Source organism: Nocardioides albidus, assembly GCF_006335005.1.
In the GTDB taxonomy this organism is placed as follows: Bacteria; Actinomycetota; Actinomycetes; order Propionibacteriales; family Nocardioidaceae; genus Nocardioides; species Nocardioides albidus.
In genome coordinates, this window is sequence record NZ_VDMP01000017.1 from 51,200 (window position 1) to 63,995 (window position 12,796).

General features: G+C 72.5%; 12 protein-coding genes. 6 read left to right on the forward strand and 6 right to left on the reverse strand.

Annotated elements, in window-relative coordinates:
• Nucleotides 1-20 precede the first annotated feature (20 nt).
• The 6 genes from FHP29_RS04570 to FHP29_RS04595 form a co-directional block, all read right to left on the reverse strand.
• Nucleotides 21-941 carry a type II secretion system F family protein gene (locus tag FHP29_RS04570; RefSeq protein ID WP_139621671.1) on the reverse strand — a complete coding sequence of 307 codons (921 nt, stop codon included), beginning with the start codon at nucleotides 939-941 and terminating at the stop codon, nucleotides 21-23.
• Nucleotides 941-2,884, reverse strand: coding sequence for a type II secretion system F family protein (locus FHP29_RS04575; RefSeq protein WP_139621672.1), 1,944 nt, complete (start codon nucleotides 2,882-2,884; stop codon nucleotides 941-943). The genes FHP29_RS04570 and FHP29_RS04575 overlap by 1 nt, the downstream gene beginning before the upstream one ends.
• Nucleotides 2,884-4,401, reverse strand: coding sequence for a TadA family conjugal transfer-associated ATPase (locus tag FHP29_RS04580; RefSeq protein WP_205013874.1), 1,518 nt, complete (start codon nucleotides 4,399-4,401; stop codon nucleotides 2,884-2,886). The genes FHP29_RS04575 and FHP29_RS04580 overlap by 1 nt, the downstream gene beginning before the upstream one ends.
• A gap of 6 nt (nucleotides 4,402-4,407) precedes the next feature.
• Nucleotides 4,408-5,592: a CpaE/TadZ family protein gene (locus FHP29_RS04585; RefSeq protein WP_139621673.1), complete on the reverse strand. Its 1,185-nt coding sequence runs from the start codon at nucleotides 5,590-5,592 to the stop codon at nucleotides 4,408-4,410.
• Nucleotides 5,593-5,596: 4 nt separating this feature from the next.
• Entirely contained in the window at nucleotides 5,597-6,313 is a 717-nt protein-coding gene (locus FHP29_RS04590) for a CpaB family protein (RefSeq protein ID WP_139621674.1), read from the reverse strand.
• Between the two features lie 213 nt (nucleotides 6,314-6,526).
• Complete coding sequence (locus FHP29_RS04595) at nucleotides 6,527-8,320, reverse strand: AMP-dependent synthetase/ligase (protein ID WP_139621675.1); 1,794 nt, start codon at nucleotides 8,318-8,320, stop codon at nucleotides 6,527-6,529.
• A 42-nt stretch (nucleotides 8,321-8,362) separates the two neighbouring features.
• Here FHP29_RS04595 and FHP29_RS04600 point away from each other — a divergent pair, with 42 nt between their 5' ends.
• The 6 genes from FHP29_RS04600 to FHP29_RS21525 form a co-directional block, all read left to right on the forward strand.
• Entirely contained in the window at nucleotides 8,363-8,827 is a 465-nt protein-coding gene (locus tag FHP29_RS04600; RefSeq protein WP_139621676.1) for an SRPBCC family protein, read from the forward strand.
• Between the two features lie 10 nt (nucleotides 8,828-8,837).
• Nucleotides 8,838-10,070, forward strand: coding sequence for an ArsA family ATPase (locus FHP29_RS04605; RefSeq protein WP_139621677.1), 1,233 nt, complete (start codon nucleotides 8,838-8,840; stop codon nucleotides 10,068-10,070).
• On the forward strand, nucleotides 10,070-10,483 hold the full coding sequence (locus FHP29_RS04610; protein ID WP_139621678.1) for a hypothetical protein: 414 nt from the start codon (nucleotides 10,070-10,072) through the stop codon (nucleotides 10,481-10,483). Before FHP29_RS04605 ends, FHP29_RS04610 begins: the two co-directional genes overlap by 1 nt.
• Nucleotides 10,480-11,427: an ROK family glucokinase gene (locus FHP29_RS04615; protein WP_139621679.1), complete on the forward strand. Its 948-nt coding sequence runs from the start codon at nucleotides 10,480-10,482 to the stop codon at nucleotides 11,425-11,427. Before FHP29_RS04610 ends, FHP29_RS04615 begins: the two co-directional genes overlap by 4 nt.
• Nucleotides 11,428-11,461: 34 nt before the next feature.
• Entirely contained in the window at nucleotides 11,462-12,370 is a 909-nt protein-coding gene (locus tag FHP29_RS04620) for an ROK family protein (protein ID WP_139621680.1), read from the forward strand.
• Nucleotides 12,367-12,796 (forward strand): hypothetical protein (locus tag FHP29_RS21525; RefSeq protein ID WP_205013877.1); only part of this gene is annotated, 430 nt, incomplete at its 3' end. The genes FHP29_RS04620 and FHP29_RS21525, both read left to right, overlap by 4 nt.

Below are 12,796 nucleotides of genomic sequence, written 5' to 3' on the forward strand. Positions count from 1 at the left end.
CTAGTGCCGAGTCTGCCGGCTCACTGGCCGTTGAAGGCGTCGAGAGCGCTGAGAACGGCCGGTCCCATCACGACGATGAAGAGACAGGGCAGGATGAAAAGGATCAGCGGGATCATGATCTTGACCGGCACCTGCTGCGCCTTCTCCTCGGCGTACTGGCGGCGCTTGACCCGGATCTCGCTCGACTGGACGCGCAGGACCTGGCCGATCGGGATGCCGAAGGCGTCCGCCTGCACCATCGAGCCGACGAAGGTGTTGAGGTCCTCGACGTTGCTGCGCCCACCCATCGCCTTGAGCGCCTCGGCGCGGCTCATGCCGAGCTGCATCTCCCGCAGCACGCGGGAGAACTCCTCGGCGATCGGGCCGCTGGTGTTGCGGGCGACCTGCTGGAGGGCGGCGTCGAAGCCGAGGCCGGCCTCCACGCTGATGGTGAGGAGGTCGACGGCGTCCGCGAGCCCGCGCTTGATCTGGTCGGCCCGGTGGGACGCCTTGTTGTGGAGGTAGAGGTCCGGGGCGACGAAGCCCAGCGCGGCGGCGGCGAGGGCGATGACGAGCAGCACCGTGACGGAGCCGCCGAGGATGGCGCCGTACGCGACGACGAGCACGGGCAGAGCGACCGCACTGATCACCTTCATCGACAGGACCCGGTCGACGGTCCAGCCGCGCGGGTTGCCGGCGAAGTCCAGCCGGCGCCGGATCCGATCGGCCTTGTCGGCCCCGGTCAACCGTCGGCCCAGGCCGAGGGCGCGGGCCTGGAGGGGCGCCAGCACCCGCTCGGTGAACGGCCGGTCGACCTCCTCCGCGAGGGCACGCCCTTGGGCTCCCGAGCGCTCGAGAGCCTCGAGGGCGCGGGCCAGGCCCTGCGGCTGCTCCTTGGCGAGAGCGACGCCGACCGCCGCGATGGCAGCCAGGATGAGCGTGAAGGCGACGAGCAGCAGCATCAGGCATCCACCTTCACCATGCGGGACATCCAGAACGAACCGATGACCATCCAGAGGATGCCGAAGCCGGACATGATCCACCCCCGCGGGTCGTGAAGGAGGGGATCCAGGAAGGTGCGGTTGGTGAGGAACAGGAACAACAGGAACACCACCGGCAGGCCGCACAGGATGACGGCCGAGAGCCGGCCCTCGGCGGACAGGGCACGGACGTGGCGACGCAGGAACTGACGCTCGCGCATCGTGGCCGCGACCGTGGTGAGGAGCTCGGCCAGGTTGCCACCGACCTGACGCTGGATCCGGATGGCCATCACCGCCCACCCGAAGTCCCTGCTCTCGAAGCGGTGCGCGACCCCTTCGAAGGCGTCCTCGATCGACACGCCGATCCGGGCCTCGACGAGCACGCGCTTGAACTCCGAGGCGATCGGCTCGGGTCCCTCACGCACCACCGTGTCGACCGCCTGCGCCAGCGAGAGGCCGGCGCTGAGCGCGCCCGAGAGCAGCTGCAGCACCTCGGGCAGGGCCGTGTCGAAGGCGCGCCGACGGCGTCCAGCCATGAAGCGCAGGTAGGTCGGCGGGGCGAGGAAGCCGATGACCATGAACAGCAGGCCCAGCAGGATGCTGCCCTGGCCGAGGAGCAGCCCGATCACGCCGCCGGCCAGCACCGCGCCGATGTGGAGGAGCAGCCACTCCGAGGGCTTGAACTCGCTGCCGGCCGCCGCGAGCCGACGGGTCATCCGGTCGTTGAGGGCGCTGTTGCGCTCGAGGAGCTCGGCGGCCGCGGCACGGGCCTGGTCCAGGACGGGCTCGGACGGTGGCTTCGCGGAGTGGGACCTCCTGGCCAGCTCCTCGACGCCGCTGACGCGGGTGCTGTACGCCGTCACGCGGTCCGCGATGCTCATCGGCGCGGGCTTGGCGGGGACCAGGAGCACGGCCACGCCGAGCAGGCCGACGGCGAACACCGCAACGCCCGCCCACAGCATCCAGCCGGGTGCGGTGAAGCCGCCGCCCTCGTCGGCGATGGTCGGCAGCGCGACGGCCGCCCCGGGCGTGCTCGCGGCCTCGACCTTGGCCAGCGAACGGGCGACGACGGGGGCGCCGGCCCCCGTCGGCAGCGTGACCTGGACGGTCGCGACGTCGGCGGAGAAGCCGGAGGGCAGGGGAGCGGTGACGAGGACCTGGTCGGCGAGTGCCTCGGCCTGCTCGGCGAAGGCGGCGGCCAGCGCGGCGCCGCTGGAGGTGATGACGTCGCCCTCGCCGGCTCCGGCGATCGTGCGCAGCTGAGCGAGCTGGTCCTCGCCGAGGTCGAGGCCGACGATGTGGACCCGGGTGCCGGTGTCCTTGATCGCGGCCGTGGCGTCCTCGAGGGACGCGGTGCTCCCGGCGTCGGCGCCGTCGGAGAGCAGCAGCAGCGACCGTTGGCCGCTGTCGCCGGCGACATCGGTCGCGGCGATGAGACCGTCGTACAGCAGCGTGTTGCGCTGGAGCGACAGGTCGCCGATCACGGCTCGGGCCGCGGCCCGGTCGGTCGTGGGCTCGAGGGCCACGTCGACCGCGCTGTCGAAGGTCACGACGCCGACCTCGACGTCGTCGGGGACGGTGTCGAGATAGGTCGTCGCGGCCTGCTGCGCGGCCTCGAAGCGGCCCTGCTTGCGCATCGACCTGCTCGTGTCGATTACCAGCACGGTGGTGCGCTTGACGGCCGATCCCGAGCTCGTCGGGGTGGCCGTCGCGTCGAGGTCGTCGCCGTCGAGGGTCGCGCTCACCCCGGACAGGTCGACGCGCGCTCCCGACGGGACGTCCACGAGGATCCGGATGCCGTCACCGGTCGACTCGACGTGCGCGATGGCGCCGTCCTCGGCGTACGCCGGCGTCGAGACCAGCAGGGCGAGGACGGCGGCCACCAGGGTCGCCGCCGCTCGCCCGATCACCCTGCGCGCGCCCATCAGAGGCGTTCCGTCCGGAAGATCGTGGGGTCGACCGCGACGTTGGCGTAGGCCAGCTTCTCGATGAACTTGGGCCGCAGGCCCGTGGAGCGCAGCCGTCCGAGGATCCGGCCGTTCTCGTCGAACCCGGCGGAGTTGTCGAAGACGAAGATGTCCTGGAGGGTGATGACGTCGCCCTCCATCCGCTCGACCTCGGTGATGTGCGTGATCCGGCGCGAGCCGTCCTTGAACCGGGTCTGGTGGACGATCAGGTCCACGGCGGAGGCCACCTGCTCGCGGATCGCGCGGATGGGCAGGTCCATCCCGGCCATCAGCACCATCGTCTCCATGCGGGCGAGGGTGTCGCGCGGGCCGTTCGAGTGCAGGGTGCAGATCGAGCCGTCGTGGCCGGTGTTCATGGCCTGGAGCATGTCGAGCGCCGAGGCGTCGCGGACCTCGCCGACGACGATCCGGTCCGGCCGCATGCGCAGGCTGTTGCGGACGAGGTCGCGGATCGTCACCGCGCCCTTGCCCTCGATGTTGGCCGGGCGCGACTCGAGCCGGACGACGTGGTCCTGCTTGAGCTGGAGCTCGGCGGCGTCCTCGATGGTGACGATCCGCTCGTCGGTCGGGATGAACGAGGACAGCACGTTGAGCGTGGTCGTCTTCCCGGCGCCGGTGCCGCCCGACACGATGACGTTGAGGCGCCCGCGCACGCACGAGTCCAGGAAGTCGGCCGTCTGCGGGGTGAGCGACCCGAAGTTGATCAGGTCCTGGACCGTCAGCGGGTCGGTCGAGAACTTCCGGATCGTCAGCGCCGACCCGTCGATCGCCAGCGGCGGGACGATGGCGTTGACGCGGCTGCCGTCGGGCAGGCGCGCGTCGACCATGGGGGAGGACTCGTCGACGCGGCGGCCGATCCGCGACACGATCTTGTCGATGGTCCGGCGCAGGTGGGGCTCGTCGGCGAAGTGCGCCTCGGCCTTGACCAGCCGGCCGTCCTTCTCCAGCCAGACGTCGTCGTGGCCGTTGACCATGACCTCGGAGACCTCGGGATCGCGAAGGTAGGGGTCGATCGGGCCGTAGCCGAGGATGTCGTCGGTGATCTCCTGGGTCACCCGGACACGGTCGGCGGCGCTGAGCGGGCGGTCCTGGGCGCCGAGGACGTCGGACAGGACCGACCGGACGGTCTGGTCGAGGTGGTCCTGGTCCATCTCGGCGTCGTACAGGTGCGGTCCGAGCTGCTTGATCAGCTCGGAGTGCACGCTCGCCTTGAGGTCCTCGAGACGGTCGGACTCCGCCATCCGCCGTCCTGGCTTGCCCTCGGTCGCGGCAGCGACGGCGGCACGGGACGCGAGCGGCCCGGGCGTCTTCGAGTCGCCCGGTGCGCTGTCGGAGTCGAGGCGACCCGGTGCCGGCGTCCTGCTCGCGTCGGCGACCGGCTCGCCCGTGACGGCGCCGGCGGGGCCGGCGGCGTGGCGACCCTGGGCCGCGGTGTCGAGGCGCGCCGCGGCCAGGCGCTCGGAGAGGCTGGACACGGGCGGTCAGCTCCGGCTGCGGCGGAACAGGCCGCGCGAGCGTGGCGGCTCGGACTCGTGCGTCGCGGATGACGGCACCCCCACGGGCTGGCCCGTGACCGACGCCGCCAGGTGTGTGAAGGCGAGACTCGCGGGGTGGCCCGGCTTGTGCACCACGATCGGCGTGCCCGCGTTGGTGGCCGCGGCGATGTCGACCGCGGTCGCGACCTGTGCGCTGACCGGCATCCCGAGGATGCTCTCGACCTTCTCCACGCTGATGCCGACCTGCTCGTCCGCGCGGTTGAGCAGCAGGTGCCGGTGACCGCGGGCGATGGACAGCATGTCCATGGTCTCCAGGGCGACCTTGACGTTCTTCAGCGTGGGGACGTCGAGGGTCGCGACGATCACGCACTCGTCCGTCTCGTCCAGCGCGGTCAGGGTGGCGTCGTCGAACGACGGCGAGGTGTCGACGACGACGTAGTCGAACCCGTCGCGCAGAGCGCGCAGGATCCGGGAGATCAGCAGCGGCGTCACCCGCTCGCGTACGTCGGGGTGGGCCGGCGCCGCGAGGATCGTCAGCGAGTCCTCGTGCCGGGTCAGCAGGCCCTCGAGCATCGCGAGGTCGACGGAGTCCTCGGATCCAACGGCCTGCTCGATCGAGTGGGTCGGGAAAAGCTGCATCGTGATGGCCACGTCGCCGAAGGCCAGGTCGAGGTCGACCAGGCACACCTTGCGGGCGCCGCGGTCGGTCAGGGCGAGCGCGAGGTTGACCGAGGACGTCGTCTTGCCGACGCCGCCCTTGGGGGAGAACACGGTCACCACCCGGCCGAGCTGGCGGGCGCCGCCAGGGCCCCGGAGGGCCTGGTAGAGCTGGTGTGCACGCTCGACGGCGTGGGTGAGCGACTTCTCGTCGCTGCCGGCGACGACCACGTCGCGGATGCCGGCGTGCATCGCCTTGGTCAGGACGTCGGTGTCGAAGTCCTCCCGAACGAGGATGACGCTGACGGTGGGGCGCTTGATGCGCAGCTCCTCGGCCGTGGCGAGCGCCGAGCCGAGGTCGACCGACGGGCCGAGGGCCACGACGTACTCGTCGGGGTGCTGGTCGAGCCAGGCCAGGGCACGCTCGGTGGCGGACACCGCGTGGGAGCCGATGGGCATGGCGCGCACGAGGCTGTCGACGAGCGAGGGATCCTGCTCCACGAGAACGGGCATGGCGTCACTCGCCGCCGCGGATCGAGGCGCATGGACCGCTCTTGTCCAGCTCGACCTGGCTCTCGCCGTTGAGCAGGGCCACGGAGAGCTCGCCGCGCTCCCGGCCGTCCTGGAGCCACTGGAACTGCTCCTGGGACACGGCGAGGTGCAGCGCCGGCGCCTCGGCGACGGCCTCGCCGGCGTCGCCGCCCTCTTCGGTGACGGTGGCGGTCTGGGCGCCCTTCGAGATCACGGTGACCCGGTCGATGAGCAGGCAGGTCGGGGTGGTGGGGTTGACCGTCAGGAACACGGCCAGCTGCGAGCCCGGCTCGATGAACGAGCCGACCGGCAGGTCGAACGACTCCGGCTTGGCGATCATGCCCTTGGGCAGGGGCAGCGACGCGACGTCCACGGGGTCGCCGACGCCACCGAACTTCGTGGAGAGCAGCTGCTCCCCGGCGTACAGGGTGGTCAGCGCGACCTTGCCGTCGAGGTCGCCGAGGTCGTCCTGGCGCAGGGCGTTCTCGAGGATCTGGCCCTTCGGGACGGCGGTCTGCGCGAGCTTGCCGGTGTCGAGCGCGGACTTGATGCTCTCGCCCGGCAGCACGGTCTTGCCCGCGGCGACGGTGACGACGTTCGTCGTCTCGTACTTCTCCGCGGCGCGCGACTCGGCGCCTTGGGCGAAGACGAACACGAGCCCGACGCCGAGTGCGGCGATCACCGCGGCGACGACGAGCAACAACCTGCGACGGTCCACTTCAGAGCCCTCCCGCTCCCACCTGCATGTCCGCTGCCTCCCGGGTTGCAGCGCATTGCGAGGCTAGCGTCGGGCGCGGTGATGACGTGAGCGAAAGAGCGACAACGCGGCGAATCCTGGCCGATCGCAACCTGCCGCATGGCCCGTCGGGACTATGGGCCCGAACGGGACGATGGTCCCTCGTAGGGCTCTGGGGAGTCAGGAGTAGAGCGCGGCGATGTCGTCGCGGCACTCGCGCAGCACGACATTGCGCTTCAGCTTGAGGCTCGGGGTCACCTGGCCGGCCTCCTCGGTCCAGTCCGTCGGCAGGATGGCGAACTTCCTGATCGACTCGGCCTTCGACACCGCCTTGTTGGCCTCGTCGACCGCGGCCTGGATCTCGGCGCGCAGGTCCTCGTCGTCGACCAGGTCGGCGACCTTGCCCTGCTTGACGTGCTGCTCCGCCCAGGCGGGGAAGGCCTCCTCGTCGATGGTGACGAGCGCGCCGATGAACGGCTGGCCGTCGCCGACGACGAGGCACTGGCTGACCAGCGCCGACGCGCGGACCCGGTCCTCGAGGACCGCGGGGGCGACGTTCTTGCCGCCGGCCGTGACCAGGATCTCCTTCTTGCGGCCGGTGATCCGGACGAAGCCCTCGTCGTCGACCTCGCCGACGTCGCCGGTGTGGAACCAGCCGTCCGCGTCGAGCGCCTCCGCCGTGGCCTCGGGGTTGTTCCAGTAGCCGGTGAAGACCTGGCCGCCGCGGAAGAGCAGCTCGCCGTCGTCGGCGATGCGTACGGCGGTGCCGGGGATCGGCCGCCCGACGGTGCCGACCTTCTGGGCGTCGGGCAGGTTCACGGTCAGCGCCGCCGTGGTCTCGGTCAGGCCGTAGCCCTCGAGCACGGTCACGCCGATCCCGCGGTAGAAGTGGCCCAGCCGGTCGCCCAACGGGGCGCCGCCGGACACCGCGAACTCGCAGCTCCCGCCGAGCGCCGCGCGGAGCCTGCCGTAGACGAGTCGCGAGAACAGCGCGTGCTGGGCGCGGATCCGCACCGGCACCCGGCCGCCGCCCTCGAGCGCGCGGGAGTAGGCGATCGCCGTCTCGGCCGCCCGGTCGAAGATCCGGCCCTTGCCGTCGGCGGTCGCCGTCTGCGAGGCGGTGTTGAAGACCTTCTCGAACACGCGAGGCACCGCGAGGATGAAGGTGGGCCGGAAGGTGGCCAGCTGGGGGAGCAGGTTCTTGATGTCGGCGCTGTGGCCCAAGCGGGTCCGGGACTTCACGCAGCCGACCTGGATGATCCGGGCGAAGACGTGCGCGAGCGGCAGGAACAGCAGGGTCGAGGCGCCCTCGGCGTCGAAGAGCCGCTCCAGCTCGGACACGGCCACGCCGAGCTCGGTCTGGAAGTTGTCGTGGGTGAGCATGCAGCCCTTGGGCCGGCCCGTGGTGCCGGAGGTGTAGATCAACGTGGCGAGGTCGGCCGGCCCGACGGACGTACGACGGGTCTCCAGGTCGGCGTCGGAGACGGCGCCGCCGAGCTCGCTCAGGGTCGCGATCGCGCCGTCCTCGAGGGTCCACACGTGCTGGAGCTCCGGCAGGGCGTCACGGCCCGCCTCTACCCGCTCGCGGTGTCCGGCGTCCTCACAGACCACGGCGCGGGCGCCGGAGTCGGACAGGATCCAGCCGATCTGCTCCTGCGAGGACGACTCGTAGATCGGCACCGTGGCGGCGCCGGCGAACCAGATCGCGTAGTCGAGCAGGGTCCACTCGTAGCGCGTGCGCGAGATGACCGCGACCCGGTCGCCGGCCTCGACGCCCGCAGCGATCAGGCCCTTGGCGACGGCGGAGACCTCGGCCAGGAAGGCTGCACAGGACACGTCCTCCCATCCGCCTCCGGACGTGGCCCGGCTGAACTGGACGGCGTCCGGCGCCTCGTCCGCGTTGCGGACCACGTCGTCGGTGAGGTTGCCCGTCGTGGGGATCTCGACGGTCTGCGGGGTGGAGTACTCGCGCACGGGGTGAGGTTACCGCCGAGTCGGTCCGGTAGCCTTCCGGCCATGGCCGAACAGACGTCCTCGTCGATCGTCGTCGATGCTCCTGCCGCCGATGTGATGGCCGTCATCGCGGACTTCGCGGCCTACCCGCAGTGGGCCAAGGGCGTCACCGTGGCCGAGGTGCGCTCGACGTACGACGCCGGTGACCCGGCTCAGGCCGCCCAGGCCGGCCGGGCCCGTGAGGTCTTCTTCGCGCTCGACGTCTCGCCGATCAAGGACGAGTACACCCTCGCCTACGTCTGGGACGACGACCGGCAGGTCACCTGGACCCTGGTCGAGGGCAAGATGCTGAAGTCCCTCGAGGGCGCCTACATCCTGCGCGAGACCGGCGGGGCGACCGAGGTCACCTACCGCCTCGCCCTCGACGTCTCCATCCCGCTGATCGGCATGCTCAAGCGCAAGGGCGAGAAGATCCTCATCGACACCGCGCTCAAGGGCCTGAAGAGGCGCGTCGAGTCCGGCGCCTGAGGGCGGCGCCGTGCGGATCGTTCTCTTCACCGGCAAGGGCGGTGTCGGCAAGTCCACCGTGGCCGCGGGCACCGCGGCGCTCGCCGCCGCACAGGGGCTGCGCACCCTGGTGATCTCGACCGACGCCGCGCACTCCCTGGCCGACGCGTACGGCGCGGCCCACGCGGGCGCCGAGCCCACCGAGGTGGCGCCGGGCCTCTACCTGCAGCAGGTCGACGCCCAGCTTCGCTTCGAGCAGTCGTGGGCCGACATCCAGCGCTATCTCCTGTCGGTGCTCGACGCGGTCGGCATGGACCCGGTCGCGGCCGAGGAGATGACCGTGATCCCCGGCGCGGAGGAGGTGCTGGCGCTGCTCGAGCTGCGCCAGCACGCCCACTCGGGCCAGTGGGACGTCATCGTCGTCGACTGCGCTCCGACCGCCGAGACGCTCCGTCTGCTCGCCCTTCCGGAGGCGCTGGGCTGGTATCTCGAACGACTGCTGCCCATCCAGCGGCGTCTGGTCAAGGCGCTGCGCCCGGTGCTCAACCGCGCTGCGGGCGTGCCGATGCCCGGTGACGCGGTCTTCGACGCGATCACGCGTCTGCACGGCGAGCTCGACGACGTGCACGCCCTGCTGTCCGGACCGGGATCGACGGTGCGCCTGGTCCTCACCCCGGAGCAGGTCGTGCTCGCCGAGGCCCGCCGTGCCTACACCAGCCTGTGCCTGTTCGGCTACCGCGTCGACGGCGTCGTGGCGAACCGGGTCTTCCCCGACGGCGGGGACGATCCGTGGCGGGCCGGCTGGGTCGCCGCTCAGGCCGGCGTGCTGCGCGAGGTCGCCCAGTCCTTCGCCGGGCTGCCGATGTGGACCTCGCAGTACCAGTCGGCCGAGCCGGTCGGCGTCGACACGCTCGCTGCCCTCGCGGCCGCGTTGTACGACGGGAGCGACCCCCTCGCCGTACCCGCCGGCGAGGGGCCGTTCCGGGTCACCCGCCGCGACGACGGGACGGCGATCGCCCATCTCGCGCTGCCCCACGTCTCCCGCTCCGAGGTCGACCTCGCCCGCAACGGCAACGAGCTCGTGATGACCGTCGGCTCCTACCGCCGTCTGTTGACGCTGCCGCCCGGGCTCGCGCGGCTGCGGGTCGCGGGCGCCAGCGTGGTCGACGGCGAGCTGCGGGTCCGCTTCGTCGAGCCGGCGACGGTGCCGGCGGCGACGATGGCGCCGGCGGCGGCGACGTCCACCGCAGGCAGGGAGGCGTGATGGACGAGCAGACGCCCGGTGGCGAGGGCGACATCGGCAGTGTCGGCGAGGAGGCGCTGAAGCTCTTCGGCGCCCTCGCCGATCTCGCCCGCCAGCACGGAGGGGATGCCGCCGGCGGGATCGGCGACCTCGCCGGCCAGGCGGCCGCGGCGGCCCGCGAGATCGACGAGCACATCGCGACGGACAGTGCGGAGTGCCGCTACTGTCCTGTGTGCCGTGTGGTCCACGCCGTGCGGCAGACCTCGCCCGAGGTCCGCACCCACCTGATGGTCGCCGCGTCCTCGCTGCTGCAGGCCGCGGCCGGGCTGCTGGAGACCCCGCCCCAGGGCGGCTCGCCCCGAGGCCCCGGGGTGGAGCGGATCGACCTCGACGCCGACCCTGATGACGCCCCCGACCTCGGAGACACACCGTGACCAGTGCACTGACCTGCGGCATCGACATCGGCGGCACGAAGATCGCCGGGGCGGTCGTGGCGCCCGACGGGACCGTCGTCGCCGAGGCGCGCGTCGAGTCCCCGGCGACCGATCCGACGGCGATGGAGGAGGCGGCGGCCGCACTGGTCGCCGGGTTCGCCGCCGAGCACGACGTCACCGCCGTCGGGGTCGGCGCCGCGGGCAATGTCGCCTCCGACCGGTCGACGGTCCTGTTCGCCCCCAACATCGCGTGGCGCAACGAGCCGCTCGGCGTCGACCTGGCCCGGTTGACCGGTCTGCCCGTGGTCGTCGAGAACGACGCCAACGCCGCGGCCTGGGGCGAGTTCCGCTACGGCGCCGGGCGCGATGTCGACGACCAGCTGATGGTGACCGTCGGCACCGGCGTGGGTGGCGGCGTGGTCATCGACGGCAAGCTGCTGCGCGGCGCGTACGGCGTCGCCGCCGAGATCGGCCATCTCAACGTCGTCCGCGACGGCCGGCTGTGCGGGTGCGGCAACCGCGGCTGCCTGGAGCAGTACGGCAGCGGAACGGCCCTGGTGCGCGCGGCCCGTGAGGCCGTGGCCGGCAACTCGCTCCTCGCCCAGGACCTGGTCGACCGCGCCGGCGGCGATCCCGCGGCGATCACCGGCCCGATGATCACCACCGCGGCGCAGGAGGGCGACCGGTTCGCGATCGAGCAGTTCGAGCACCTCGGCTCCTGGCTGGGGCACGGCATCGCCTCGCTCGTCGCGGTGCTCGACCCCGCCGTGATCGTCATCGGCGGCGGCGTCAGCGATGCGGGCGACCTGCTGGTCGCGCCGCTGCGCTCGGCGTTCGAGCACGGGCTCGCCGGTCGCGGCTACCGGCCCACGGCCGAGATCCGGCTGGCCGAGCTCGGCAACCGCGCCGGCGTGATCGGCGCCGCCGACCTCGCCCGCACCTGACCGCCGCGGATCACCCGCAGACAGTCGTCGGACGATGAGCGAGCACTGGGTCGGCGTCGACGTCGGCGGCACGAAGGTGCTCGCCGTCCGCATCGACGAGGCCGGCGACGTCGAGGCCACCGCGACGCGTCCCATGCCCGGCCGGGCCGCCGGAGCCGAGGCAGTCGAGGAGGCGGTCGCCCTCGCCGCCCGTGACGTGTACGGCGCGCGCCCGCCGCGCGCCCTCGGCGTCTCGGCCGCCGGACTGGTCGACGCCGACGGGGAGCGCTTCCTGTTCGGCGCCCATCTGCCGTGGCGGGACACGCCCCTGCGTCGGCGGTTGGCCGAGCGCACCGGGCGACCGGTCGTCGTGGACAACGACGCCAACTGCGCCGCCCACGCCGAGCTCCTGGCCGGCGCCGCGCGGGGGGTGCGCTCCGCGCTGCTCATCACCATCGGCACCGGGATCGGCGGCGCCGTCGTCCTCGACGGCCGGGTGGTGCGCGGGGCGCACGGACTCGCGGGCGAGTTCGGGCACGTGCAGGTGGTGCCGGACGGCCTGGCCTGCGAGTGCGGGCTGCGTGGCTGCTGGGAGCAGTACTGCAGCGGGCGCGCCCTCGAGCGGGTGACCCGGGTCGCGCTCGGCCGGCACCTCGACGGCCCGGAGGTGACGGCGCTGGCGCTCGCCGGCGACGAGGTCGCCCTGCAGTCCTTCGCCTCGATCGGGACCTGGCTCGGTGTCGGGGCGGCCGGTCTCGTGTCCGCGTTCGATCCCGAGCTGGTCGTCGTCGGCGGCGGAGTGTCCGCGGTCGGGGACCTGCTCCTCGGGCCCGCCCGGACGGCCATGCGGGGCTCCCTCCAGGGCACGGCCTACCGCCCGGTCCCCGAGCTGGTGCCCGCCCGTCTGGGCCCCGAGGCGGGCGCGATCGGAGCAGCGCTGCTCGCCCGGGACGGCCGGTCGTGATCACGCCCGACCGCACCGCGGTCTGGGCGCTGTGGCTGCTGTCCCGACTGACGCTGGTCGTGCTCCTGACATCGGGGGAGTCGGTCTCGATCTCCGACCTCAACTACTACGAGATGAGCCTCGACGAACTCGGCCGCGACGGAGCCGGCGGCACCCTCGCCGAGTATCCGGTGCCGGCCTTCCTGGTCCTCGCGGCGCCGTACGGCCTGCTGTCCCTGGCCGGCCTCACCTCGACCTACCCGGTGGTCGTGCTGGCGCTCCTCCTCGCCGTCGACGCGGGCTTCCTCGCCCAGGTCCGTCGCGCCGGCCGGGCGGCGCCGGTCTGGGCCTGGCTCGCGGCGACGCCGGCGCTCGGCGCGATCAGCTACGCCCGCTTCGACCTGCTGCCCGGGGTCCTGGTCGCCCTCGCCCTGCTCCACCTCGTGG